Annotated in this window: 23 protein-coding genes; 16 read left to right on the top strand and 7 right to left on the bottom strand. The window is 73.5% G+C overall.

Going from position 1 to position 23,871, the window contains the following annotated elements; translation table 11 throughout:
- Nucleotides 1-2 precede the first annotated feature (2 nt).
- The 4 genes from ACIQTO_RS32810 to ACIQTO_RS32825 are packed head-to-tail and all read left to right on the top strand — an operon-like array spanning nt 3 to nt 2,464.
- Nucleotides 3-218 carry an MbtH family protein gene (locus tag ACIQTO_RS32810; protein WP_402395863.1) on the top strand — a complete coding sequence of 72 codons (216 nt, stop codon included), beginning with the start codon at nt 3-5 and terminating at the stop codon, nt 216-218.
- A 10-nt stretch (nt 219-228) separates the two neighbouring features.
- Nucleotides 229-1,476 (top strand): cytochrome P450, encoded by a 1,248-nt coding sequence (locus ACIQTO_RS32815; protein ID WP_402395866.1) that lies wholly within the window; start codon nt 229-231, stop codon nt 1,474-1,476.
- Nucleotides 1,477-1,508: 32 nt separating this feature from the next.
- Nucleotides 1,509-2,267, top strand: coding sequence for an SRPBCC domain-containing protein (locus ACIQTO_RS32820; protein WP_402395869.1), 759 nt, complete (start codon nt 1,509-1,511; stop codon nt 2,265-2,267).
- Complete coding sequence (locus ACIQTO_RS32825) at nt 2,267-2,464, top strand: hypothetical protein (RefSeq protein ID WP_402395872.1); 198 nt, start codon at nt 2,267-2,269, stop codon at nt 2,462-2,464. The genes ACIQTO_RS32820 and ACIQTO_RS32825 overlap by 1 nt, the downstream gene beginning before the upstream one ends.
- Before the next feature lie 437 nt (nt 2,465-2,901).
- Here ACIQTO_RS32825 and ACIQTO_RS32830 read toward each other — a convergent pair whose 3' ends face one another.
- Nucleotides 2,902-3,705 carry an exodeoxyribonuclease III gene (locus ACIQTO_RS32830; RefSeq protein WP_402395874.1) on the bottom strand — a complete coding sequence of 268 codons (804 nt, stop codon included), beginning with the start codon at nt 3,703-3,705 and terminating at the stop codon, nt 2,902-2,904.
- 285 nt (nt 3,706-3,990) lie between these two features.
- On the opposite strand from ACIQTO_RS32830, the gene ACIQTO_RS32835 reads away from it, so the two are divergent.
- Nucleotides 3,991-4,764, top strand: a complete 774-nt coding sequence (locus ACIQTO_RS32835; RefSeq protein WP_402395876.1) for a GntR family transcriptional regulator — start codon at nt 3,991-3,993, stop codon at nt 4,762-4,764.
- Nucleotides 4,765-4,881: 117 nt separating this feature from the next.
- Here the strand turns inward: ACIQTO_RS32835 and ACIQTO_RS32840 are convergent, their stop codons facing one another.
- On the bottom strand, nt 4,882-6,060 hold the full coding sequence (locus ACIQTO_RS32840; protein WP_402395879.1) for an ROK family protein: 1,179 nt from the start codon (nt 6,058-6,060) through the stop codon (nt 4,882-4,884).
- Nucleotides 6,061-6,418: 358 nt separating this feature from the next.
- Here ACIQTO_RS32840 and ACIQTO_RS32845 point away from each other — a divergent pair, with 358 nt between their 5' ends.
- On the top strand, nt 6,419-7,114 hold the full coding sequence (locus tag ACIQTO_RS32845) for a class I SAM-dependent methyltransferase (protein ID WP_402395882.1): 696 nt from the start codon (nt 6,419-6,421) through the stop codon (nt 7,112-7,114).
- Nucleotides 7,115-7,195: 81 nt separating this feature from the next.
- On the top strand, nt 7,196-7,633 hold the full coding sequence (locus ACIQTO_RS32850; RefSeq protein ID WP_402395885.1) for a GNAT family N-acetyltransferase: 438 nt from the start codon (nt 7,196-7,198) through the stop codon (nt 7,631-7,633).
- A 137-nt stretch (nt 7,634-7,770) separates the two neighbouring features.
- On the opposite strand, the gene ACIQTO_RS32855 is transcribed toward ACIQTO_RS32850, so the two are convergent.
- Together ACIQTO_RS32855 and ACIQTO_RS32860 are read right to left on the bottom strand one after the other, a co-directional pair.
- Nucleotides 7,771-8,991 (bottom strand): LLM class flavin-dependent oxidoreductase, encoded by a 1,221-nt coding sequence (locus tag ACIQTO_RS32855; protein ID WP_402395888.1) that lies wholly within the window; start codon nt 8,989-8,991, stop codon nt 7,771-7,773.
- A complete protein-coding gene (locus tag ACIQTO_RS32860; protein ID WP_402395891.1) occupies nt 8,988-10,340 on the bottom strand; it encodes an NtaA/DmoA family FMN-dependent monooxygenase in 1,353 nt (450 codons plus the stop codon). Before ACIQTO_RS32860 ends, ACIQTO_RS32855 begins: the two co-directional genes overlap by 4 nt.
- A 263-nt stretch (nt 10,341-10,603) precedes the next feature.
- Between ACIQTO_RS32860 and ACIQTO_RS32865 the strand changes: the two genes are divergently transcribed.
- Both ACIQTO_RS32865 and ACIQTO_RS32870 read left to right on the top strand, forming a co-directional pair.
- Nucleotides 10,604-11,542, top strand: a complete 939-nt coding sequence (locus ACIQTO_RS32865) for an aldo/keto reductase (protein ID WP_402395894.1) — start codon at nt 10,604-10,606, stop codon at nt 11,540-11,542.
- Nucleotides 11,543-11,757: 215 nt separating this feature from the next.
- Nucleotides 11,758-12,375 (top strand): hypothetical protein, encoded by a 618-nt coding sequence (locus tag ACIQTO_RS32870; protein WP_402395896.1) that lies wholly within the window; start codon nt 11,758-11,760, stop codon nt 12,373-12,375.
- Nucleotides 12,376-12,405: 30 nt separating this feature from the next.
- Here ACIQTO_RS32870 and ACIQTO_RS32875 read toward each other — a convergent pair whose 3' ends face one another.
- Nucleotides 12,406-13,464, bottom strand: coding sequence for an endonuclease/exonuclease/phosphatase family protein (locus tag ACIQTO_RS32875; RefSeq protein WP_402395899.1), 1,059 nt, complete (start codon nt 13,462-13,464; stop codon nt 12,406-12,408).
- A gap of 97 nt (nt 13,465-13,561) precedes the next feature.
- On the opposite strand from ACIQTO_RS32875, the gene ACIQTO_RS32880 reads away from it, so the two are divergent.
- The 7 genes from ACIQTO_RS32880 to ACIQTO_RS32910 all read left to right on the top strand — a co-directional run bounded on the left by ACIQTO_RS32880 (nt 13,562) and on the right by ACIQTO_RS32910 (nt 22,075).
- Nucleotides 13,562-14,614 (top strand): glycosyltransferase family 2 protein, encoded by a 1,053-nt coding sequence (locus ACIQTO_RS32880; protein ID WP_402395902.1) that lies wholly within the window; start codon nt 13,562-13,564, stop codon nt 14,612-14,614.
- Nucleotides 14,614-15,537 (top strand): lysylphosphatidylglycerol synthase domain-containing protein, encoded by a 924-nt coding sequence (locus ACIQTO_RS32885; protein ID WP_402395946.1) that lies wholly within the window; start codon nt 14,614-14,616, stop codon nt 15,535-15,537. Before ACIQTO_RS32880 ends, ACIQTO_RS32885 begins: the two co-directional genes overlap by 1 nt.
- Nucleotides 15,524-16,924, top strand: coding sequence for an aspartate aminotransferase family protein (locus tag ACIQTO_RS32890; RefSeq protein ID WP_402395905.1), 1,401 nt, complete (start codon nt 15,524-15,526; stop codon nt 16,922-16,924). The genes ACIQTO_RS32885 and ACIQTO_RS32890 overlap by 14 nt, the downstream gene beginning before the upstream one ends.
- Complete coding sequence (locus tag ACIQTO_RS32895) at nt 16,918-17,940, top strand: NAD-dependent epimerase/dehydratase family protein (RefSeq protein ID WP_402395908.1); 1,023 nt, start codon at nt 16,918-16,920, stop codon at nt 17,938-17,940. The genes ACIQTO_RS32890 and ACIQTO_RS32895 overlap by 7 nt, the downstream gene beginning before the upstream one ends.
- An 11-nt stretch (nt 17,941-17,951) precedes the next feature.
- On the top strand, nt 17,952-18,848 hold the full coding sequence (locus ACIQTO_RS32900; protein ID WP_402395910.1) for a UbiA prenyltransferase family protein: 897 nt from the start codon (nt 17,952-17,954) through the stop codon (nt 18,846-18,848).
- A gap of 81 nt (nt 18,849-18,929) precedes the next feature.
- Entirely contained in the window at nt 18,930-21,128 is a 2,199-nt protein-coding gene (locus tag ACIQTO_RS32905; protein WP_402395912.1) for a glycosyltransferase, read from the top strand.
- A gap of 11 nt (nt 21,129-21,139) precedes the next feature.
- Entirely contained in the window at nt 21,140-22,075 is a 936-nt protein-coding gene (locus tag ACIQTO_RS32910) for a class I SAM-dependent methyltransferase (protein WP_402395915.1), read from the top strand.
- 8 nt (nt 22,076-22,083) lie between these two features.
- Here ACIQTO_RS32910 and ACIQTO_RS32915 read toward each other — a convergent pair whose 3' ends face one another.
- Both ACIQTO_RS32915 and ACIQTO_RS32920 read right to left on the bottom strand, forming a co-directional pair.
- Complete coding sequence (locus tag ACIQTO_RS32915; protein WP_402395918.1) at nt 22,084-22,941, bottom strand: BTAD domain-containing putative transcriptional regulator; 858 nt, start codon at nt 22,939-22,941, stop codon at nt 22,084-22,086.
- Nucleotides 22,942-23,404: 463 nt separating this feature from the next.
- On the bottom strand, nt 23,405-23,746 hold the full coding sequence (locus ACIQTO_RS32920; RefSeq protein WP_402395920.1) for a hypothetical protein: 342 nt from the start codon (nt 23,744-23,746) through the stop codon (nt 23,405-23,407).
- Between the last annotated feature and the right edge of the window lie 125 nt (nt 23,747-23,871).

The raw sequence follows: 23,871 nt of genomic DNA on the forward strand, positions 1-23,871 counted from the left end.
CCGTGACCAACCCCTTCGACGACCAGGACGGCACCTTCCTCGTCCTCGTCAACGACGAGAACCAGCACTCGCTCTGGCCGCAGTTCGCCGACGTCCCGGACGGCTGGACCGTCGCCCACGGCCCCGACACCCACGCCGCCTGCCTGGAGTACGTCGAGCAGGCCTGGACCGACATGCGGCCCAAGAGCCTCGCCGACGCCATGGACGCCCAGCGGTAGCGCGGCCGACATGACCTCCACCGACACCCTGGACGGGGCCCGCGACGCCGCGGGCCCCGCCCGGCCGGACGACCTCGCCGCAGCCCTGGCCACCCCCGAGGCCCGGCGCGACCCGTACCCGCTCTACGCCCGGATGCGGCGCGAGGACCCGGTCCACCGCAGCGCCCAGGGCATCTGGTACCTCACCCGGTACACCGACGTCGAGGCCGCGCTGGGCGACCTGCGGCTGTCCAACGACCGGGACCGGATGACCCGCGCCTACACCGCGCTCGGCGGCGACCTCAAAGCACTCAGCCGGCTCACCGACCGACTCGGCCGGGTGATGACCAACACCGATCCGCCGGACCACGCCCGGCTGCGCAAACTGGCCAACAAGGCCTTCACCGCCCGGCGCGTCGAAGCCCTGCGCGACGGCGTCCAGCGGATCGTCGACCAGCTCATCGACGAGGCGGTCGCGGCCGGACCGACCGCAGACCTGATCGAGGCGGTCGCCTCCCCGCTGCCGATGTCCGTCGTCTGCGAGCTCTTCGGCATCCCGGACGAGGACCGGCCGCGGGTCAAGAGCTGGTTCCACCGCTTCGGCCGGCTCGCCGAGGACATCGACAAGTCCGAGGCGGCGATCGAACAGTACGAGGAGTACCTGTCCGGGCTCATCCGGCAGCGCCGGAGCGAACCCGGCGACGACCTGATCAGCGCCCTGGTCGCCACCCAGGCCCAGGACGACCGGCTCACCGACTCCGAACTGCTGTCCACCTGCTTCGTCCTGATCACCGCCGGAGACGAGACCACCACCCACCTGATCGGCAACGGCGTACTCGCCCTGCTGCGCCACCCGGACCAGCTGGCCCGGCTGCGCGCCGACCCGGGCCTGATCCGCGACGCCGTCGAGGAGCTGGCCCGCTACGACACGGTCAGCCAGGCGATCGTCCGGGTCGTCGCGCAGGACCTGGAGATCGGCGGACGGACGCTGCGGGAGGACGAGCTGGTGTACCTGTTCCTCGGTGCGACCAACCGTGACCCCGAGCGCTTCGAGGACCCCGACCGGCTCGACCTGTCCCGCCCCGGCAACCGCCACCTGAGCTTCGGCCACGGCCCGCACTTCTGCCTCGGCGGCCCGCTGGCCAAGCTCCAGGCGGAGGTCGCCGTCGGCACCCTGGTGCGCCGGCTGCCCGAGCTGCGGCTCGCCGACGGGGCGGAGCTGGACTGGCGGCCCAACCCGCTGCAGCGGCGGCTGTGCACCCTCCCGATCGCCTACTGACCGTGAACCACGACGAAGGAGCAGTACCGACCATGGCCCGAGAGTTCGAGGTCCGCCGGGAGCAGGACCTGCCCGCCACGGCCCAGCAGGTCTGGGACGCGGTGGCCACCGGCGCCGGCAACCTGGGCTGGCTCTACCCGATGGAGGTCGAGCCGCGCGTCGGCGGAAAGGCCACCCGGGGCGACGCCACCGTCGTGGCCTGGGAGCCGCCGCGGCACTTCGCCGTCCGGGCGACCCAGGACGGCGGGTTCTCCAACACGCTCAGCTACCACGTCGAGCCCGCCGCCGACGGAACCAGCCACCTGCGGATGGGGATCCACTGGGTGCACACGGGCGTCGTCGACGAGGCCTGGGCCTGGGACGCCAAGACGGACGCGGCCGAGAAGCACGTCGACTTCTACCAGCACGGCCTCGCCGGGTACCTCCGGCACTTCGCCGGCCGCCCCGCCGTCTACGTCAGGGCCCAGCAACCCGAACCCACCGCCGACCCGGCCGACTTCGCCGCCCTGCGCCGACGCCTCGGCCTGCCCGACGACGCGGCCGCCGGCGACCGGTTCACGCTCCTCGCCCCCGGCCCGGAGCACGACCCCGAGGAGGTGGTCGTCGACTGGCTCAGCACCGACTTCCTCGGCCTGCGCGGCCGGGACGCCCTGTACCGGTTCTTCAACGGCAGCACCTGGAACGTGCCGATCTGGCTCGGCCACCACCTGTTCGCCGAGGACACCGACGAGCAGCAGACCACCAAGGCGTGGACCTCCTGGCTCAACGACACCCAGACCCAGGAGCGTTGATGGAAACCTCCACGCAAACACTGCTCTTCGCCGCCGAACTCGTCGAGGAGAACGGCAGCTACGCCCTCGTCGTCGAGGACGTGAGGCGGGGCACCGTTCAGACCACCCCGGTCCCCAAGAGCATGGTCGACAAGCTCCCGGTCTTCCTCTCCGCGCTCGCCGCCAAACTCGACCCGGCGCCACGCCGCCGCTGGTAGCCGCTCCCGGGCGCCGTTCACCCTGACGAGTGGCGGCGCGCCGGCTCTCGGCCAGGAGAGCCGCAGGACCGGGGCGCCTGCGAGCAGCTGCGGGACGGGCCGGAGCGCGGCGTGATCCTGATGCACCAACCGTTCGACAGTCCTCGAACCGGTGTCATCAGGTGCCGCAGTGCGGTGGACCGGGTCCGCCACACGCCCCCGTGGGGCTGTGCGATCACCGCCCGTCGCGGAGCGTAGTGGCCGACCGGCGGGACGTCGACCACGGTGTCGGCACTCGCGGCGAGCGTGCTCCTGGGACGGCTCACGCTCGCCGCCGGCCGCGCGGGCCCCTGGCTCTGTGACACGGCCCTCTGCCCGGCGCGCCCCGCGGAGGGCCGAACGGGCCCGCCGTCGGCCCGCCGTCGGGCGTATCGGCAGCCCGTCCGGCCGCCCCGCGGTCAGGCTTCGTAGTCGTAGGTGACGGTGACGGGAGCGTGGTCGCTCCACCTCTCGGCGTGCGTGGCCGCCCGCTCGGTCACGGCGCCGGTCGCCAGCGCCGCGATGCCCGGAGTCGCGCACTGCAGGTCGATCCGCCAGCCCGAGTCGTTGTCGAAGGCCCGGCCGCGGTAGGACCACCAGGAGTAGGGGCCGGTGCGGTCGGGGTGGAGGCGGCGGACGACGTCGACGTAGCCGGCCTCGTCGTAGACGCGGGTGAGCCAGGCGCGCTCCTCGGGGAGGAAGCCGGCCGCCTTCTGGTTGGCCTTCCAGTTCTTGAGGTCCTCCGGGCGGTGGGCGATGTTCCAGTCGCCGCAGACGACGACCTCCCGGCCCTCGGCGGCGGCCCGGGTGCGGAGCTTGCCGAGGTGCACCAGGAACTCCGCCATGAAGCGCTCCTTCTCTTCCTGGCGTTCGGTACCGACTTCGCCGGAGGGGAGATAAAGGCTGGCCACGGTCAGCCCCGGCAGGTCGATTTCGACATACCTGCCCGAATTGTCGAATTCCGCCGATTCGAATCCGATCACCGTGCGCTCCGGCTCCCGCCGCGACAGCACGGCGACGCCCGCGCGCCCCTTGGCGGCCGCCGGCGCCCAGACCGCGTGCCAACCGTCCAGGTCGCGCAGCTCCGCGGGCAGCTGTTCGGGCTCGGAGCGCACCTCCTGCAGGCAGATCACGTCCGCCTCGGTGGCCGACAGCCACTCGGTGAAGCCCTTCTTGGCCGCTGCCCGGATTCCGTTCACGTTCACACTCGTCACCACGATCACCCGGGCAGCCTACCGATCCCGGTGTCCGGCCCGCAGACCGACGCGGTCGGGCGCCGTCCGGATGTCGACCTGTCGTGAACGCGGCATGAATCCGCGCGACATCCGCACCAACCGCCGTCATTGGTCTTGACCATCTCCCGACACAGCCCCTAGGGTCACTTACTGCAAAGACCTTTAATAAAGAAGGACGGATAAAGCCCGCTCTCCCACCTGCCGCAACCATCGGGCAGCGGGCCGGGTCCGCCCTCCTTTCGGCAGGGTGGACACAGCAGGGTGGAGGCCACGGTGGGAACGACAGGGCAGCTCACGGCGGTACCGGAACCGAAGTACTGGCACCTGCGCACGGTGCTGCTCCGCGCCATCGACACGGAGTTCTCCACCGGACAGGTCCTCCCCAACGAGCGCGAGCTCTCCGCCCGCTTCGGGGTCGCCCGGGCCACCCTGCGCCAGGCGCTCGACCAGCTGGAGCTGGAGGGCCGGCTGGTCCGCCGCCGGGGCATCGGCACCCTGGTCGCCGCCCCCCGGGTCGGCGTTCCGGTCAACCGCCACGAGGAGGGCTGGCCCGGCACCACCCGCAGCCAGTCCTGGCGCACCGTGGACTGCACCACCGCGCCGGCCACGCCGCAGCTCGCCAAGGGCCTCGGCATCGCCGAGGGCGCCACCGTGCACACCGTCCGCCGGGTCCGCATCGTGCAGGGCCAGAACATGGCCACCGAGTCGCTGCACGTGCCGGCCGCCGCGCTGCCGCACCTGCCCGGCTTCCGGGCCGAGAGCGACCGGGCCCGCTCGGTGCTGCGCCAGCTGGAGCGCCTGGAGGTCGACGGCGAGTCCCGCTCGGTCGAGCTGGGTGTCGCCGAGGCCCAGCAGGCCGCCCTGCTGGAGCGTCCGCCGGGCTCGCCGGTGCTGGTGATGACCACCCAGTACGCGGCCGCGGGCCGCCTGGTCGCGCTGGCCGTCTCCACCTACCGCGCCGACACCTGCAAGCTCACCTTCGGCGAGACCGGCCTGGTGGAGGTCACCCCCGTCGGTGCCGCCACCGGGGTGCGCACCGCCTCCTGAACCATTTCCGGCACACCCTCAGGCCCAGGCCCGGACGCCCCCACAGGCGTCCGGGCCTGAGTCGTTCCGGGGGCCGCCCGGTGCCGCCCGGGGTCCACCCCGGGCAGCACCGGCCGGTCAGCCGCGGGCGGTCGCGCCGGTCGGCGGGTCGACGGCGAAGAGCTGCTCCTCCACCTGGTCGAGGGCCACCCGCAGGGCGCCCATCGCGACGACCTCCGAGCCGAGCGCGGCCAGCGCCACCTCGGGCGCCCGCAGCGTGAACTCCGCGAGGCGCTCGCGCAGCGGCTCCAGGACACCGTCGAGGCCGGCGGCCCAACCGCCGACGACCACCAGCTGGGGGTCGATGGCCAGCACCAGGGCGGCCACGCTCTGCACCAGGCGGGTCAGGAAGCGGTCCATCGCGACCTTCGCCACCTCGTCGCCCTCGCGGGCGAGCTTCAGCACCCGGGCGACGGCCGCCTCGTCCAGCGGGTTGAGCGGCTTGCCGGTGGTGGAGAGCAGCCGCTCGGGGGTGACCTCCTGGCCGAGCAGGTGCAGCGCGCCGATCTCGCCGGCCGCGCCGCCGAAGCCGCGGTGCAGGCGACCGTTGATGAGCGAGCCGGCGCCGGGGCTCAGACCGGCCATCACGAAGACGACGTCGTCCGCGCCGACCGCCGCGCCCTGCCAGTGCTCGGCGATGGCGGCCAGGTTGGCATCGTTCTCGATCATGACCGGGCAGCGGAACGAGCGGCGCAGCCGGGCGCCCAGGTCCAGGCCGGTCCAGCCGGGCATGGCGGTGCCGAGCTGGACGGTGCCGTCGCGGTCGACGATCCCGGGGGTGCCGACGCCGACCGCCCACAGGTTGTCCCGGGAGACGCAGGCCTTGCGCAGCACCTCGGCGACCGCCGTGCGGACGGCGCTCAGCCGTTCCTCCGCGTCCAGGGTCTCCTCGATCGGGCGGAAGTGACTGCCCACCACCTGGCCGGTGAGGTCGGCCAGGACGACCCGCAGGTCGTGCACCCCGATCTCGATGCCGAGGATGTGACCGGCCTCGGCCCGGAACCGGAACCAGCGGGCCGGTCTGCCCCGCCGGCCGCTGCCGGGCTGGCCGCCGTTCTGGGGCTGGTCCACCTCGGCGACCAGGCCGGTCTCGACCAGCCCCTCGATCACACCCTCCACCGTGGGCCGGGACAACCCGGTGTCCCCGACCAGCTGAGTGAGGGTCACCGAGTGGCCGGCCCGCAGCGCCCGAAGCGTGACCGCCGCGTTGATACGCCGCAGCAGCGAGGAGTCTCCTCCGGTGAGCCGATCCGCCAAGACGCTGCCCTTCGCCGTTCGCGCGACAGCCCTGGCGCGCGGTGCCGAGTGCGCGGTGACCACCGAATGTCCCGCGAGAGTCCGCCCCCGGAACGCGGCACGACAGCGCTGGGCCGCCTGCGCCGGACCGGAGGGCTCGTGCCGGGATGCTACCCGGGCCCGGGGCCGGCGGGCGAGCATCTCCGCAGCTCATCCAGGCTTCGGTATCGAAATGGTACGCACCGGCTGGCCGTGCGTGATCCGGGGTTCCAGCGCGTCACGGGATGCTCCTGCGGCCCCGCCGGCACCATCGGCCGGTGCCCGCGCCCGCGGTGCTCGGGTGCGTGGACGGCCGCCGGAGAACCTCTATGCTGCGGGCATGTTGAACGAGACGCGCGACAGCCGTCCGGGTGTGACGGCGCTGTCCGACCGGGACTTCGTGCGGAGCGAGACGAAGCCCGCGCCCGTGCCCTTCGTCCCCGAGATCAGCCTGCACATGGCCGACGACGCGATCGAGCTCTGGGAGACGACCGAGTCGGCGCGGGGTGAAGTGGGGCTGGCGCCGCCGTTCTGGGCCTTCGCCTGGGCGGGCGGGGTCGGGGTGGCGCGCTATGTGCTCGACCACCCCGAGGTGGTGGCGGGGCGGACGGTGCTGGACCTGGCGGCCGGGTCCGGGCTGGTGGCGATCGCGGCGGCGATGCGGGGCGCGCGTTCGGTGCGCGCCGCCGAGATCGACGCGTACGCGGTGGCGGCCATCGGCATCAACGCGGAGGCCAACGGCGTCCAGGTCGCGGCGGCGGTGGAGGACCTGCTGGACGGGGACGGCGCGCCGGCCGACGTGGTGCTCGCCGGGGACGTCTTCTACGAGCGCGCGATGGCGGCGCGGTTCCTGCCGTTCCTGGAACGGGCCCGGGCGCGCGGCGCGGTGGTGCTCGTCGGCGACCCGGGGCGGGCGTACCTGCCGCGCGGGCGCTTCACCGAGCTGGCCGCCTACCGGGTGCCGGTCGTGGCGGACCTGGAGGACGCCGAGCTGAAGACCACCACCGTCTGGGAGCTCGCCGCGCCGGCCGGGTGAGGCGGGCCGAGCGGCTGCGCCGCGGTCCCGTACCGCGAAATTCCCGGTGGTCGGGCCGGGCCCCCTGGTAGACACACCGTCATGACCGCCGACATCACCCTGCGCACCGCCACCCCCGACGAGATCCCCGCCCTGCTCGCCCTCTGGGCGCGCGCGGCCAAGGGAACCAGCATCACGGACGACGCCGACGGGGTGGCCGCCCTGCTCGGGCGCGACCCGGAGTGCCTGATCGTCGCCACGCCCGCCGAGGACCCGACGACCGTCGTCGGCACCGTGATCGCGGGCTGGGACGGCTGGCGCTGCCACCTCTACCGCCTCGCCGTCGACCCGGAGTACCGCCGGCGGGGGATCGGTGCGGCGCTGCTCGCGGCCGCCGAGGCCCGTTTCACCGCTCTCGGCGGCCGCCGCGCCGACGCGATGGTGCTCGACGACAACGCCCAGGGGCAGCGCACCTGGCAGACGGCCGGTTACGGGCCGCAGCCGCAGTGGACCCGCTGGGCCAAGCCGTTGGACGCCTGACCCGGGACAGCCGGACGGCGGGACGCCTGACCCGGGACGGCGGCACAGCGGTACTGCGGTACTGCGGTACCGCGGACGCCGGACCGCTTTCCGGGCGCTCCCGGCCCCGCCCGACCGGCCCCGCCCGACCGGCCCCGTCAGACCCGGCCGGCGGCGTACCGGTTGGCGGGGCGGGCGAGGCCGAGGTGACCGCGCAGGGTGTCCGCCGTGTAGCCGGTGCGGAAGGCCGACCGCCGCTGGAGCTCGGGGACGAGCCCGCGGGTGACGGCCGCGAGGTCGTGCGGCAGCTCGCCGGGGCGCAGGCGGAAGCCGTCCAGCCCGACCTCCTGCCGGTCGAGCAGCAGATCGGCGAGTTCGGACGGCGTGCCGGTGAAGATCTCGGCGTCCGAGCGCAGCGGCGCGCCGTTCAGCCCGTCCAGGCGCTCCTTGCGTTCGGCGGCGGCGCCGGGGCGGTCGTCCAGGAACACCAGCAGGTCGGCGAAGACCCTGAGCGGGAGGCCCGCCGGCCGACCGACCGTGGCCTTCGCCGTTTCGAGGTCGCCCAGGGCCGTGACCGATCCCTCGCGCGAGTGCGGGGTGAGGAAGGCGAGGTCCGCGCCCCGCGCGGCCAGTTCGTACGGGACGCCGGCGTGCGCGAGGACGGCGACCAGCGGCTGGCCCTGCGGCGGGCGCGGGGTGATGGACGGGCCGCGGACGCTGAAGTGTTCGCCGCTGAAGTCGACCGGGTGCAGCCGGTCGCGGTCGATGAACCGGCCGGTCGCCGTGTCGCGGATCTCGGCGTCGTCCTCCCAGCTGTCCCAGAGCCGCCGCACCACCTCGACGGCGTCGGCGGCCTCGTCGAACAGCGGCCGCAGCCGTCGGGCGATCCCGCCGGGCACGCCGACGTCGGCGGCGGTGATCCGCGGGGTGGTGCGTCGCCCGAAGAGGGCCGCGTCGTCGGCGCGGGAGGAGAGCTGGGGCCGCCAGCCGGCCCGGCCCCGGCTGGCGAAGTCGAGGGAGGCGATGGCGGTGGAGAGGTGGAACGGCTCGGTGTGGGTGACGTTGGTGGTCGGGACGAGCCCGATCCGGGAGGTGAGCGGCGCCACCCGGCTCGCCACCAGGACGGCGTCCAGCCGGCCGCGGACCTGGTCGGTCCGTCCGTCCGGCCCGGTGAGGTCGGCGGACTGGACGGAGAGGGAGTCCTCGAAGGTCACCAGGTCGAGCAGCCCGCGTTCGGCCTCCGCGACCAGGTCGGCCCAGTAGCCGGCGGTGAACAGCCCGCCCGGCCGGGCGCCCTCGGCGCGCCAGGCGGCGGGGTGCCAGCCGGCGCCGTCCAGGGCGACGGCGAGGTGGAGCGGGGGCCGGTGCTGCCGGGTCACGAGGTGGTCTCCTGGGTCTGTCGCCGGGGGGCCTTGAGCCCGAGGTGGTCGCGGAGCGTGGTGCCGGAGTAGTCGGCGCGGTACACGCCCTTCTCCTGGAGCAGCGGCACCACGCGGTCGACGAGGTCGTCCAGCCCGCCGGGAGTGAGGTGGGTGGTGATCACGAAGCCGTCCGAGCCGTCGCTCTGGACGAACGCGTCCATCGCGTCGGCGACTTCGCGCGGGGTGCCGATGAAGGTCTGCTTCCCGGTGACCTCGGTGACCAGCTCCCGGATGCTCAGTCCGCGCTCCTTCGCGAGCTCGCGCCACGTCCGGGCGGTCGCCGCGCGGTCGCCACGGAACTGGGCGTGCCCCTTGAGCAGTAGGCTCTCCGGGTCGGGCTCGATGTCCGGCAGCGGGCCGTCCGGATCGTAGTCGGAGAGGTCGCGGCCCCAGACCGCCTCCAGATGGGCGATCGCCGTCCGCGGGCCGATCTGCGCCCGGCGGATCTCGGCGGCGCGCTCGTGCGCCTCCTCGGTGGTGTCGCCGAGGACGTACGACACCGAGGGCAGGATCTTCAGGTCCTCCGGGGCGCGGCCGTGGGCGGCGAGCCGGCCCTTGACGTCCCGGTAGAACTCCTGCGCCTCGCCGAGCCGGCCGTAGCGGCTGAAGATCACGTCGGCGTCGGAGGCGGCGAACTCCCGGCCCTGCGGGGAGTCGCCGGCCTGGATGACCACCGGGTGCCCCTGCGGCGGACGGGGTGTGTTGAAGCGTCCGGCGATGTCGAAGTGCTCGCCCCGGTGGGCGAACTCGCCCGCGCCGGCCCGGACGAACCGCCCGGCCGGCTGGTCCGGTGCCGGCTCGTCGGACGCCCAGCTGTCCCACAACTCCCGTGCCGCGGCAAGGAACTCGGCCGCCCGGGCGTACCGGTCCGATTCCGCGAGGAAGCCGCCCCGGCGGAAGTTCTCCCCGGTGAAGTCGTCCCAGCTGGTCACCACGTTCCAGGCCGCCCGGCCGTCGCTCAGGTGGTCCAGGGTCGCGAACCGCCGCGCGACCTCGTACGGCTCGTTGAAGGTCGAGTTGACGGTCGCCGCGAGGCCGATCCGCTCGGTCACGGCCGCCAGTGCGCTCAGCACCGTCAGCGCCTCCGGCCGCCCGACCACGTCGAGGTCGTGGATCTCGCCCTTGTGCTCGCGCAGCCGCAGCCCTTCGGCGAGGAAGAAGAAGTCGAACTTTCCGCGCTCGGCGGTCCGGGCGAGGTGGCGGAACGAGTCGAAGTCGATCTGGCTCCCCGCCCGGGGATCGGACCAGACGGTGTTGCTCCCGATCCCGGGAAAGAACACGGCGAGGTGTATCTGCTTGCCGGGCACGACGGTTGATCGCCTCCTGTCAGCCCCACGGTCGAGGGTCGACCCATCCTGCGCACGGCCGGGTGGGCGGGGCAACGGAATCCACGATTTGTTCACGGACGGAAACGAACAGTCGTTCCAGCCCGGGGCGGGTGCCGGTCGCCCGGGCGGCGGCAGGGGAGATGGCGGGGGTGATGGCGATGTGTGCTGATCCGGTGGCTGTCTGTTGCGTGCGGGACGGGATGCGACTTGAATGGTCCAGACCACATGGGAGGGAATGACCTATGGCGATTCCACAGCGCACCATCGCCCTCGGCACCTTGGGCTTCGGCACGATCGTCGACGAGCGGACGTCGTTCGCGATCCTGGACCACTTCGTCGAGTCGGGCGGCACCGTGCTCGACACCGCGAACAACTACGCGTTCTGGCTCGACGGCGCGACCGGCGACGAGAGCGAGGAGGTGATCGGTCGCTGGCTGGCCAGCCGGGGCGCACGCGACCGGGTGGTGATCAGCACCAAGGTCGGCGCCCGGCCGACCGTGCCCGGGACCGGCCTGGAGACCGCCGAGGGGCTCTCGGACAAGGCCGTCCGGACGGCCCTGGAGGACAGCCTGCGCCGGCTGGGCACCGACCGGGTCGAGGTGTACTGGACGCACATCGAGGACCGGTCCGTGCCGCTCGCCGAGACGGTGGACACCCTGGCCGACCTGGTGGCGGCCGGGAAGGCCGGTGCGGTCGGGGCCAGCAACCACGCCGTCTGGCGGGTCGAGCGGGCCCGGGCGCTCGCCGGGGACCGGGCGCGGTACACGCACATGCAGTACCGCTACTCCTACCTCCAGCCCCGTTTCGACATCCCGCTGCCGTCCTCGGCCCATGTCCACGTGACCGGTGAACTGCTGGACTACGTGCGCTCCGAGGGGGACATCCGGCTCTGGGTCTACAGCCCGATCCTCTCCGGCGGCTACACCCGCGAGGACGTGGAGATCCCGGCCGCCTACGACCACCCGGGCACGCCCAGGCGGCTGGCGGCGCTGAGCGAGGTGGCCGAGGAGCTGGGGGTGACGAAGAACCAGGTCGCGCTCAGCTGGCTGCTGGACCACGACCCGCAGATCCTGCCGCTGGTGGGCGTCAGCAGGATCGCCCAGCTGGACGAGGCGCTGGGCGCCCTGGACGTCACGCTCTCCGCCGAGCAGCGCCGACGCCTGGACGAGGCCGCGCTCTGACCGGCGGCGGTACCGCGGTACCGCCGCCGGGCCGGGTGGCCGTGCCGTTCGGGGTGCGGCCGCCCGGGGCGCGTGGAGAACACGATGACGCCCAGTCAATGTTCTTGATCATCCGGTGAATCGGGGGAGTGGCCGTCGCGGGCGGCGGGTGTCCGGGTACCCTGGGGCGCACTTCTTCGCGTGCGGATCCACCGCACCGGCCATCCGGGGGGACCATGCCAGGCCAGGCCACAGGAACGGCGGCGGGGCGACGGCGCGGTGCGGCCGGGGTCGCCACCGCCGCGCTGGCGTCGCTGCTCGCGCTCGCCGGCTGTTCGAGCGGTGGGACCGCCGCGGCGCCGTCCGCCTCCGCGCCGCAGGTGCGGACGACGGAGCCCGCCCCGACCACGGCGGCGCCGACGGCCTCGCCCACGCTCCCGGTCCTGCCCACGCTCCCGGTCCTGCCCACGCTTCCGGTCCCGTCCACGCTTGCGGTGCCGCCGCCGGCCTCGCCGGACACCGTGCCGTCGGAGCCCGGCGAGGCGCCTGCCGCGATCTACGGCTGCGAGGGCCTGCCGCTCACCGCACCCAAGTCCTTCCCGCTGGCCTGCGGCAAGGGCGCGGCGGTGCTGGACGGGCTGGTCTGGACGGGATGGGGCGGGCTGAGTCCCACCGCCAAGGGGCGGTTGTGGGAGCAGAACGCGGCCGGTGGTCTGGCCGCGTCCCCCGCCACGGTGACGCTCGGCGGTCTGACCGGTGGTGACTACACGACGCTGCGGATCTCCGCGCCCAAGGCCGAGCGGCCCAACCTCCAACTCACCCTCAGCCGTTCCGGACCCGCGCCGAAGGATTGACGGTACGTCAGTTCACTCGCCGCGCCGGCCTCATGACCGTAGGGCGACGCGCAGTTGCTGCCCCCGGTGGTCCGACAGCCCCTGCTGGTCCGCGAGGGCGTACCGCCGCACCGCGAGCCGGTGGTCGGTGAACGCCCAGTCCAGCCGCCACAGGTCGCTGCCCAGCACGCCGCCCCAACTGCCCGGGTAGAGCGCGCCGGAGGCCGACCACGCGTCGTCGAAGCGGGAGCGCAGGCCGCGCAGGTCACCCATCGCCGGGGTGGTGTTGAAGTCCCCCGCGATCAGCAGCGGGTGGGTGTTGCCGGCGGAGTCTCCTTCGAGGGCCGCGTACTGCTCCCGGCGCGCGGCGTCGGCGGCGCGGACCGTGCGGTAGAAGTCGCCGCCGAACACCGACTGCCGGGTGTCCACCTGGACGGGGATGTGCACGTTGTAGAGGGACACCGCCTGGCCGTGGACGTCGACATCGGTGCGGAGCACCTTCTTCCCGGCGAAGGTCGCCTGCCAGGGAGCGTCGGCCGGCAGGGCCGCGCCGACGGGTGGGGAGGCGAGCACGGGCAACCGTGAGAGCGTCACCAACTCGCCCAGCACCACCACCTGGTAGCCGGGGAACTCCCGCCGGATCCGGTCGAGCCGGTCGATCGGCGTCGGCACCTCCCGGACCCAGGCCAGGTACTCCTGGAGCAGGTAGACGTCGGCGTCCTCGCTCCGGAGGTAGCGGTAGAAGGCGTCCGGGTCGTCGGTGGTGTCCCAGTACTCGGTGTTCCAGGCGAACACCGTGAACGCCGGGCCGGACGCGTGGTCCCGGTCGGGCAGCAGAGCCGAGACGTTGAGCCCGGTCCGGGGCAGGCCGGCCAGCAGCAGCACGACCACCGCCGGGACCAGCCACCGGCGCAGCCGCCGGGTGACCGCCGCCAGCGTCAGCAGCAGCACCGGTACGGCCAGGAAGAACAGCGGCGGCGCGAGGTCCGGTATCAGCCAGAACCACCAGCGGCCGCTCAGCAGGAGATCGAGGAGGAGGAACAGGCCCCACAACGCGGTGACGGCGACCAGCAGCCGGGGGCCGAACGAACGCGGGCGAGCGGAATCCATGCCGCGGAGAGTAGCAGGGCGCCCCCGGATTTCGTCCGGCCGCATTCCAATACCGAGACGATACGCGGCCGATATGCGGCCCGCCTGAAATGGCGGCATGACGTTTTCCGTATCGGTCGTCATACCGGCCCACAACTCCGCCCGTACCCTGGGTGCCTGTCTGGAGTCGGTGTACGCCCAGACCGCCCCCGTCCACGAGGTGATCGTGGTGGACGACGGCTCCACCGACCGGACCGCCGAGGTCGCCCGCGGTTATCCGTGCACGCTGATTCGGCGCACGCCCAACCGCGGGGTGTCCGCCGCGCGGAATACCGGAATCGCCGCGGCGACCGGCGACATTCTGTTCTTCCTCGATTCCGACGAGGCGCTGACGCCCGATTCGGTGGCCAACGCGCTCGACATTCTGGCGGCCGACCCGGAGTGCGGCTGCGTGCACGGAGTGATCGCGCCGGATCCGCTGTTCGACGACGGACCGGTCGAGCGCTACCGGGTGCTGCACGCGTACTGGTGGCGGGCGCGCGGAGCGGGCGTGGTGGAGACCGCCTTCTTCGCCCAGGCGGCCGTGCGGCGCGAGGTCTTCGAGCGGCTCGGCGGCTTCGACGAGCGCCTGCGGGACTCGGAGGACCTGGAGTTCAGCGACCGGCTCGCGCCGCACTACCGGATCGTCCTCACCGACCGGGTGGTCGCGCTGCACGACGAGGAGCACCGGCTCCGGCCGCTGCTCGCCGAGACCTTCCGGCGGGCGCTGATGCTGGTCCCCGCGCTGGCCTCGGCGCGCCGGGGCGGGCGGCGCAACCTGACCGCCAACAGCCCGGCCTCGGTCGCGACCGCCGCCCTCACCCTGGCCGTCCTGCCGCTGGCGCCCTGGTACCCGGTGCTGCCCGCTGTCGGGGCGCTCGGCTTCTGCGCCGCCAACGGCCGGCTGCTGCGCTTCGTGGCGCGCCAGCGGGGCCCGGCCTTCCTGCCGTTCTTCGCCGGCGTCCACTTCCTGGTCGTCACCGCCCTGGTGGGCGGCGCGGCGGTCGGCACGGTCCGGATGCTGCTCCCCGGCCGGGGAGCAGGGACGGGAGTGTCCGGGCCCGCTCCCGGCCGGGCTCCCGGACCGGAGCCCGCGGCGGGCCCGGGGACCGGCGGCGGGGCGGCCCGGTGATGCTGGACCGGCTGCGCAAGGTGCTCACCCCGCTGATCGTGCTAGCCGCGCTGGTGGGCCTCGGTCTGATGCTCCGCCACGAGGGCCCGGTCGCCGCGCGGGCGTTCGCCCGGACGGACGCCCTCCCGCTGCTGGCCGCCTCGCTCGCCGCCAACGTCGCCGGGTTGGTGCTCGCGGTGCACGCCTGGCGGGTGCTGATCCCCGGCGAGCACCCGATCCGGGGGGTGTCCGCGGCGCGGATCTACTTCCTCGGGCAGCTCAGCAAGTACCTGCCGGGGCGGGTCTGGGGTGTGCTCACCCATGTCACGCACGGCCGGGCGGCCGGGGTGCCGGCCGCCCAGATGACGTCCGCGTACCTGCTCAGCCTGGCGCTGACCGTCCTCACCGGCGCGGGCGTCGGCCTGCTGGCGGCCCCGGCCGCGCTGCCGGGGCAGTGGTTCTGGCTCGGCCTGCCCGCCGCCGGCCTGCTCGCCTGCGCCGTCCGCCCGGCCCTGGCCACCCGGCCGGTGGCGGCCGCGGCCCGGCTGCTGCGGCGGCCGGTCGAGGCACCGCCGGACGCCGCCGTCCGCCGGGCGGTCCTGCTGGCGGTCGCCTCCTGGCTGGTCTCCGGCCTGCACCTCTGGTTCCTGGCCCTGGCCCTGGGCGGGGCGGTCGGCGCCTCGCTCGGCCCGGCGGTCGGCGCCTTCGCGCTCGCCACCGTGGTCAGCAGCCTGGCCGTGATCGTGCCGGACGGCTGGGGGGTGCGCGAGCTGACCATCACGGCCGCGCTCGCCACCGTGCTGCCCGGGGGCGTGGCGGCCACCGCGGCGATCGCCAGCCGGGTCGTCTGCGTGGTGGCCGAGCTCGGCAGCTCGGCCGTCGTTCTGACCTGGGCCCGGCTCAGGTCCACCCCGATGGGAGAGGAAGCCCGTGTACACCCTTGACGACGCCGAACGGTTCGAGGTCCGTGAGGTGCACGACCTGTACCGGCGGTACGTGAACAAGAGCCAGGTCTCGCTGATGACCTCCTTCGGCTTCGGCCGGGAGCTGGTCGCCGAGGCCCGGGGCGCCTATCTGACCCTCACCGACGGCCGCCGGATCCTGGACGTGACCGGCGGTGTCGGTGTGCTCAACCACGGCCACAACCACCCGCGGATCCTGGCCGCCCGCGAGCGCTTCGCCCGGGACGGCCGGATGGAGGTCCACAAGACGTACTTCTCGCCCTACCTGGCCGCGCTCGGCCACAATCTGGCCGAGGTGCTGCCCGGCGACCTCAGCATGTCCTTCCTGCCCAACTCCGGTGCCGAGGCGGTGGAAGGGGCGGTGAAGCTGGCGTACAAGTACCACGACGGCAAGCGCGGGACGGTCCTGCGCGCGGACAGCGCCTTCCACGGGAAGCTGCTCGGCTCCGGCGGCCTCACCGGGCAGAACCAGTTCGCCTTCCCGACCATCCCGGGGATCGACACCTTCACCTACAACGACCTCGACTCGGTCCGCCGCGCCGTGGACGCCCACCCCGACGACGTCTACGCGATCCTGATCGAGCCGTTCAGCGCCTCCACCATCCAGGCCTGTTCCGAGGAGTTCCTGCGCGGGCTGCGGGAGTTGTGCACGCGGAAGAGGATCGTGCTGATCTTCGACGAGATCTACACCGGCTGGGGCAAGACCGGCACCCTGTTCCACTTCATGCGCTACCCGGGCCTGATCCCGGACGTCCTCACCACCTCCAAGTCCTTCGGCGGCGGCAAGTCCTCGATCTCGGCCTTCGTCGCCCGGGAGCCGGTCTTCCGCAAGGCGTACGACAACCTCGGCGACGCCCTGCTGCAGTCCACCTCGACGACGTACTACGGCTTCGGCGAGGAGTGCGCCACCGCGCTGGAGGCCGTCAACATCGTGGTCGAGGACGACTACCCGGCGCGAGCCCGCGCGATCGGCGCGGTGCTGGAGCCCGGGCTGGCCCGGCTGGCCGAGACGTACCCGGAGGCGGTCGGCCGGGTGGACGGGGCCGGCGCGCTCTGGGGCGTCTTCATCGAGGGCGGCCCGAGGATCCTCGACCTGGTCGCCAAGCTGGCGCCGGGCGGGATGGCCCGCGACCCGAGGTTCAAGACCAAGCTCGTCACCTGCGCGGTGATCAACGCCCTCTACCAGGACCACGACATCTTCGCCTACTACACCCTCAACGGGCGCAACCCGCTGATCATCGGCCCCTCGCTGGTCACCGCACCCGCCGAGGTGGCGCGGACGGTCGACGCGCTCGGCGAGGTGCTCGCCGAGGGGCTCGGCCGCCTGGTGACGCGATTCCTCAAGCAGAAGGTGAGTTCCCAGTGGTGATCACGATCACCGGCGCCGCGGGCATGCTCGGCTCACGGCTCGCCGAACGCCTCCTCGCGGACGGCCACCACGTCCGCGGCGTCGACCTGCGGCCCGGGCCCGGCGTGGCGGTGGTCGGCGACATCCGCGACCCGGCGGTGATGGCCGGGGCGCTGGCCGGTGCCGACGTGCTGGTGCACGCGGCGGCCGCGCTGCCCAGCTACCCCGACGAGCAGATCCGCTCGATCATCGTCGGCGGCACCGGGAACGTGTTCGCCGCCGCGCGCGCCGCCGGCACGCCCCGGGTGGTGCACATCTCCTCGACCGCCGTGTACGGCCTGCCCAAGGTGGTCCCCACCCCCGAGACGCACCCGCGCGAGCCGGTCGACACCTACAGCCGGGCGAAGGCCGCCGCCGAGGAGATCGCCGAGCGCCACCGCGCCGCCGGGATGTGCGTGCCGATCCTGCGGCCCAAGACCTTCGTCGGTCCGGGCCGGATGGGCCTGTTCTCGATGCTGTTCGAGTGGGCGGAGGAGGGCCGGAACTTCCCGGTGCTCGGCCGCGGCGACGTGCGGATCCAGATGTTCGGCATCGACGACCTGGTGGACGCGGTGGTCACCGTGCTCACCGCGCCCGAGGAGGTCGCCAACGACACCTACAACCTGGCGGCCGCCGAATTCGGCACCCTGCGGCAGGACTTCCAGGCGGTGCTGGACGCGGCCGGCCACGGCAAGCGGGTCGTCGCCCTGCCCGCCCGGCCCGCGCTGACCGTGCTGAGCACCCTGCAGAAGGCCCGGCTCTCGCCGGTCTACGGGAGGCTGCTGCACAAGCTGATGGAGGACTCCTACGTCAGCATCGACAAGGCCGGCGAGCGGCTCGGCTTCGCCCCCAGGCTGTCCAACCGGGACGCGATCCTGCGCACCTACGACTGGTGGCGCACCGCCCGCCACGACCGTCCGGCCGGCGGCTCGACCGGCCGGACCAGTCGGGACCCGTGGAGCCAGGGCCTGTTGTCCGCCGTGAAGATCTTCTTCTGAGGGAGCGCGCGATGACCTTCCTGAGCGAACAGACGGAGTCCCGCCGGCGCGGCGCCACCTCCCGGCTGCCGGCACCGCTGGAGCTGCTCCGGCCGGGCCAGTGGCCGAAGAACTTCCTGGTGGTGCCGCTCGCCCTGCTCGGCGCCGACCTGGAGTGGGGCATGACGGCCCGGGTGGCCGGTGCCACCGGCGCCTTCGTCCTCGCCTCGTCGCTGGTGTACGTGGTCAACGACATCGCCGACGTCGAACGGGACCGGCGCCACCCGGTCAAGCGCCACCGCCCGCTGGCCGCCGGCCGGGTGGGCCCGCGGACGGCCGTGGCACTGATCCTGCTGCTGGCCGGGCTGCTCGCCCCCGTGCTACTGCTCTCCCGGCCCGCCGCGGCCTGGCCGGTGCTGCTCTACCTGGCGGTGAACGGCGCGTACAGCTGGAAGCTGAAGCACCTGCCGCTGCTGGACGTGTTCATCGTCGCCACCGGCTTCGTCCTGAGACTGCTGGGCGGCTACGGCGCCGGCGGCCGGCCGGTCGCCGCCTGGCTGGTGTTCACCGTGCTGACGCTCTGCCTGGTCCTGATCGTGGGCAAGCGGCGGCACGAACTGGGCGTGGCCGGCAGCGGCCACCGGCCCGCCCTGGTCGGCTACTCGGCGCACTTCCTGGACCTCGTCCTGGTGCTCTGCTCCGGGCTGACCGTGGTCGGCTACCTGCTCTTCCTGCGCACCGAGTCGGGCTTCGCGACCGGGGCGCTGCTCACCGCGCCCTGCGCGCTGCTCGCGCTCTTCCGCTACCTGCAGATCGTGGTCGTGCAGAGCGAGGGCGGCAACCCCGTCCGGACCCTGCTCCGGGACCGCGTGATGCTCACCAACTCCTCGCTCTGGGCCGGCCTGCTGCTCGCCTTCCAGCTGATGTGACCCGCCGCGGTCCGGGCCCCGGGCCCTGAACTCCGTGCCCCGAACTCCGAACTCCGAACTCCGAACTCCGAACGAGGTTCCATGCCCACACCCACACCTCTCGTGTCGGTGGTCGTCCCGATGTACAACGACAGCCGCACCGTCGACCTCTGCCTCCGCTCGATCCTGGCACAGAGCTACCCGGCCGTCGAAGTGATCGTCGTGGACGACGCCAGCACCGACGACTCCGCCGACCTGGCCGCCGCCCACCCCGTCACCCTGGTCCGGGCCGAGCGCAACGGCGGCCCCGGCGGCTCGCGCAACCTCGGGGTCCGGCACGCCGCCGGCGAGATCCTCTTCTTCCTGGACGCCGACCTGACCATGCACCCGGACGCCGTCGCCCAGGCGGTGGAGATCTTCGCCGAGCACCCCGAGTACGGCGCGGTGTTCGGCGTCCCCGACAAGGAGCCGCTGTTCCCCGAGGGCGCCGTCGGCCAGTACCGCATCCTCCAGTACCACTACTGGCGCAAGAGCGCCGAGGGCCTGGTCAGCGGCGGCTTCTACGCGCTCGGCGCGGTGCGCAGGTCGGCCTTCCTGGAGGCCGGCTGGTTCAACGGGGCGCTCCGGCAGACCGAGGAGATCGACCACGCCGAACGCCTCGCCGCGCTCCACCCGATGCTGCTCACCTCCCGGATCCGGGGGCGGCTCTCCGACGAGAGCCGGCTGCGGCCCCTGCTGCGGAAGGCCTTCGTCCGCAGCCGGCTGCGGGTGCCGTTCTACCTCGGCCGGGGCCGGGCGATGCAGGGGATGGAGACCCCCGGCCGCGCGGTGGCGTCCGCGCTGGCCGGCGCGGCGGTGGCGAGCCTGCCACTGATCGCCTGGCAGCCGCTGACCGCGCTGGTCACGGCCTTGGCGGTGGCCGGCTTCGTCCTGACCGACCTCGGGCAGTACCGGTTCGTCCGGCAGGAGCGGGGGCTCGGCTTCCTGGCCTTCTTCACCCTGGCGCACCTGCTGGTCAACGCCGTCGTGCTGGCCGGGCTGGTGGCCGGGCTCGCCCAGTTCGCGGTCAGCCGCCGGTTCCGCCGGATGTACACCCTGGACGCCGCCCTGACCCGCGACGGCGGCGACGAGGACGGCGGCCCCGCACCGGGGGCGCCGCCCGCCGAACCGCCGAGCCGGGCCCGCCGGACCGCCCGGCGGCTGCGCACCTGGTACGGGTGGGCCCTGATCGTCCTGGCGGCGCTCTGGCTGGGCTACGCGGTGCTGCGCCGGTCGGTCAGCGGCCGCTGGCACTGGGCCATCCTGCTGGACGCCACCCCGCCGGTGTTCCTGGTGGCGGTCCCCCTGCTGCTCCTGGTCGCGAGCGCCGCCGCCTGTGGCGGGCGCCGCCGCTGGGCCGCGCTCCTCGCCGCGCCCGCGCTGCTGCTGGGCCTCGTCACCGGCTCCGGGCTGAACTGGCCCGCCCTGTGGCACGGTGGGCGCACGGTGCCGGCCGGCGCGCTGCACGTCGTCTCGTTCAACACCCAGTACTGGGCCGCCGCCACCGATGTGGACCGGCTGTACGACCTGGTGCACCGGCAGAACGCCGACGTCTACCTGTTCCAGGAGCACGTGGTCTGGCAGGCCGGCCGCGGCGAGGACGGCTACCTGCGGCTGGACGACGACGCGCGGCTGGCCGCCGAGTTCCCCGGCTACCACATCGCCCGGCGGGGCGAGTTGCTCACCGTCTCGCGCTTCCCGATCGTGGCCCAGCCCGCCGTGGGGACGGGCGCCGAGCTGGAGCCGGACGCCCCGTTCGGCCGGGTCTTCGCCCGGGACAAGGTGCTGCGCACCGACCTCCAGGTCGGCTCGAAGGTGTTCAGCGTCTACAACGTGCACGTCACCGTGCCGCTCGCCCCCGATCTCGACCCGTTCTCGGACTTCGACTTCGACTCCTACTTCCGCCGCAAGTCCGACTGGCGCCGGGCGGAGATCCGCGGCCTGGAGAAGGACCTGGCCGGCAACCCCCACCAGGTGCTGATCTCGGGCGACTTCAACGCCAGCGCGTCGATGCGCGACCTGGACGGCCTGCGTGACCGGGCGGACGACGCGATCCGGGCCAACAACGACTTCCTGCCGCTCAGTTGGAAGTTCTCCGCGCCGGCCGGCTTCGACTGGGACAGCGCGGTGAACCGCTCCTTCCCGTTCTGGCGGCTGGACTGGAGCTTCACCGTCGGCCCGGTGCGGGTGCACCGCTACGACTTCCGGCCCACCGACGGCATCTCCGAACACCGGCTGCAGGACCTGTGGCTCTCCCTCTGAAAGGAACAACGATGGTGCTCAAGGATCTGCGGACCGCGGTCCGGACCGCCTCCGGCGTCGAACTGCTGGAGCGGCTGCCCGTGCTGCGCAAGCCGGTCGACTGGCTGGCGGAGCGGCCCGTTCTGCACGGCCTGACGCTGTGGGCGTTCGGGCTGCGCAAGCCGCTCTTCTGGGACCACGTCGTCACCCCCGAGCCGCGCGCCGAACTCACCGAGGTCCGGGCGCTGTTGGAGCAGCACCGGGAGCGCTACGCCGAGCGGCTGACCGGCTTCCTGGAGCTGACCGAACTGCTGCGCGGGATTCCGCTGAGCGGCACGGCGGCGGGCTCCGCCCCGTACTGGAACAACGGCTGGCTGCCCCCGCTGGACGCGCTCTCGCTCTACGGCTTCCTGGCCGCGGAGCGTCCGGCCCGGTACCTGGAGATCGGCTCCGGCAACTCCACCAAGTTCGCCCGCCGGGCGGTCCGGGACCTCGGGCTGGCGACCCGGATCACCTCGATCGACCCGGCCCCCCGCGCCACCGTGGACCGGCTCTGCGACGAGGTGATCCGCACCCCGCTGCAACACGCGGACCTCGCGGTCTTCGCCGAACTGGAGCCCGGCGACATCGTCTTCTTCGACGGGTCGCACCGGCTGCACATGGGGTCGGACGTGGCGGTGTTCTTCTTCGAGGTGCTGCCCAGGCTCAAGCCCGGCGTGCTCGTGCACGTCCACGACATCATGCTGCCGGCGGACTACCCGCACTCCTGGCGCTGGCGGCACTACTCGGAGCAGTACCTGCTCGCGGCCCTGCTGACGGCCGCCCCGGACCGCTTCGACCTGGAGCTGCCCGACGCCTTCGTCCACGCCGACCCGGAGCTGCGGGAGATCGCCGAGCCGCTCTGGCGCGCCCTCGGTGTCCGGGACCACTACGAGCCGGGGTCCTTCTGGTGGCGCCACGTGGGCTGAACGCACCGTTACAGGGCGCGAGTCGACGGCACCCGCGACGGCTGGACCGGGTACCGGGACGGGTGGGCGGCGTCGCCCGCCCGGGCCCGGCGGCGGGCCGTCACCGGCTCCCCGGGGAGCGCCACCGCGGCCACGCCCAGCAGGATCCCCCGCTCCAGCCCCCGCAGTTCGGGTCCGGGTTCGATGCCCAGCTCCTCGACCAGGGCGGCGCGGAGCCTGCGGTACACCGCCAGTGCCTCGGCGGTGCGGCCCGACCGGTGCAGGGCGAGCATCAGCTGCCCGTGCAGGTGCTCGCGGAACGGGTGCGCGCAGACCAGTTGCTCCAACTCGCCGACCAGGTCCTGCTGGCGGCCGAGGCCGAGCTCCAGCCGGATCCGCTCCTCGACGGCGCGCAGCCGGTTCTCCTCCAGCCGGCGGGCCCAGGCCTCCACCGGTGGGCAGGCCAGGCCCGCCATCGCCGGGCCGGTCCAGCGGGACAGCGCCCGGCGCAGCTCCGTGACGGCCTCCTCCGGTGCGCCCTGGGTAGCCAGCAGCCGGGCCCGGGCCACCTCCTCGTTGAACACGGTGGCGTCCAACTCGCCTGCTCCGACCCGGAGCCGGTACCCGTTCGGATGGGTCTCGATCACTGTCGGGGCGAGGGCCCCGGCGAAGGCCCGGCGCAGTTGGGAGACGCAGATCCGGATCTGCGTCCGGGCGCTCGCGGGTGGTGCGGGGCCCCAGACGGCGTCCACCAGGCGGTCGAGCGGCACCACCCAGTTCGGGGTCAGGGCGAGGGTCGCCAGGACGATCTGTGAACGCCTGCCGCCGAGGGCCACGGCGGTTCCGTCGACGTCGACACGAAGTGGTCCCAGGACATGCACGAGCACAACAATCTCCCCCGTATGAAGCTGTCACCTGTGCCGAAGTCCCGTGGCGGAAGCGGAGTTCGCCCCGCCGCCGGGACGCCGATCGCAGCATGGTATAGACCTATAAACGTGTCAAGGGCATCTCAAGTCCGGCCGGTGGCCGGGGCCGATGGCTGTCGTGGAGGCCGGGGGCGCGTCGTTCGGGGTCGGCGCGCGACCGCCCCGGGCCCGGTCGGCGGGGGGGCGGGGCTCCCGCCCCCCCGCGGCCGCGGGGCCGGGGCGCCGGCGGCCGGCTCGACGGAGGCGTCACGTCGGCGGGGCCGCGCCGGGCGGTCACGGCGGGGGGTCAGCGCGGGGACTCGCGGCGCGGTGTCGCGCCAGGGCGTTGCGGCGGGGGTGGTGCGGCGAGGGCGCGCAAAGGGCGGGGCGGGCGGGCCCGGCGACAGGTCCCGCCCGCCGGGGCGGCTGCCCCGTTCGGCCGGGGTCAGGGCTTGGTGTACACCTTCGGGTCCCGGTACAGCGAGGCCAGCACCTGGCCCGGCACCAGGAGTTCGGCGGCCTTGCTGCCGTCCAGGGTGCTGATCGCGGCGAGCGTGGCATCGAAGTCGTCGGTCGCTATCTCGATCAGCGTCAGATGGCGGTAGTGGGCCTGCGAGTGGCCTTTGTCGGCGCCGATCTGTTCGTCGTTGAGAACGAGCCGCCGGATCGAAAGAACTCCCGGTACTTCAAGAATCTCCGGAATATGGGTGTTCTCGTACCAGTCGTGGAAGTCGTTCTCCCGGCCCTCGTGCACGTTGCTCAGTACGGTGATGAGGTAAGTGGTCATGTCAATTCAACTCCCTTGCCGTGCGCGGAAATACCGTGCTGGCAGCCTTGCAGACGGGCCGTGCTCCGGCCGCCGTCGGGGTCGTGACATAGGGGGTTGTTAGGGGGCCGGTTGACGCGCCCGCC

Origin of the sequence: Kitasatospora sp. NPDC091207 (assembly GCF_044768625.1) — a bacterium.
Taxonomy (GTDB): domain Bacteria; phylum Actinomycetota; class Actinomycetes; order Streptomycetales; family Streptomycetaceae; genus Kitasatospora.

Coding starts and splice junctions, on each gene's coding strand:
- ACIQTO_RS32815 (WP_402395866.1), top strand. CDS start 229: ATGACCTCCACCGACACCCTGGACGGGGCCCGCGACGCCGCGGGCCCC.
- ACIQTO_RS32820 (WP_402395869.1), top strand. CDS start 1,509: ATGGCCCGAGAGTTCGAGGTCCGCCGGGAGCAGGACCTGCCCGCCACG.
- ACIQTO_RS32825 (WP_402395872.1), top strand. CDS start 2,267: ATGGAAACCTCCACGCAAACACTGCTCTTCGCCGCCGAACTCGTCGAG.
- ACIQTO_RS32845 (WP_402395882.1), top strand. CDS start 6,419: ATGTTGAACGAGACGCGCGACAGCCGTCCGGGTGTGACGGCGCTGTCC.
- ACIQTO_RS32850 (WP_402395885.1), top strand. CDS start 7,196: ATGACCGCCGACATCACCCTGCGCACCGCCACCCCCGACGAGATCCCC.
- ACIQTO_RS32865 (WP_402395894.1), top strand. CDS start 10,604: ATGGCGATTCCACAGCGCACCATCGCCCTCGGCACCTTGGGCTTCGGC.
- ACIQTO_RS32870 (WP_402395896.1), top strand. CDS start 11,758: ATGCCAGGCCAGGCCACAGGAACGGCGGCGGGGCGACGGCGCGGTGCG.
- ACIQTO_RS32875 (WP_402395899.1), bottom strand. CDS start 13,464: ATGGATTCCGCTCGCCCGCGTTCGTTCGGCCCCCGGCTGCTGGTCGCC.
- ACIQTO_RS32880 (WP_402395902.1), top strand. CDS start 13,562: ATGACGTTTTCCGTATCGGTCGTCATACCGGCCCACAACTCCGCCCGT.
- ACIQTO_RS32885 (WP_402395946.1), top strand. CDS start 14,614: ATGCTGGACCGGCTGCGCAAGGTGCTCACCCCGCTGATCGTGCTAGCC.
- ACIQTO_RS32900 (WP_402395910.1), top strand. CDS start 17,952: ATGACCTTCCTGAGCGAACAGACGGAGTCCCGCCGGCGCGGCGCCACC.
- ACIQTO_RS32905 (WP_402395912.1), top strand. CDS start 18,930: ATGCCCACACCCACACCTCTCGTGTCGGTGGTCGTCCCGATGTACAAC.
- ACIQTO_RS32910 (WP_402395915.1), top strand. CDS start 21,140: ATGGTGCTCAAGGATCTGCGGACCGCGGTCCGGACCGCCTCCGGCGTC.
- ACIQTO_RS32920 (WP_402395920.1), bottom strand. CDS start 23,746: ATGACCACTTACCTCATCACCGTACTGAGCAACGTGCACGAGGGCCGG.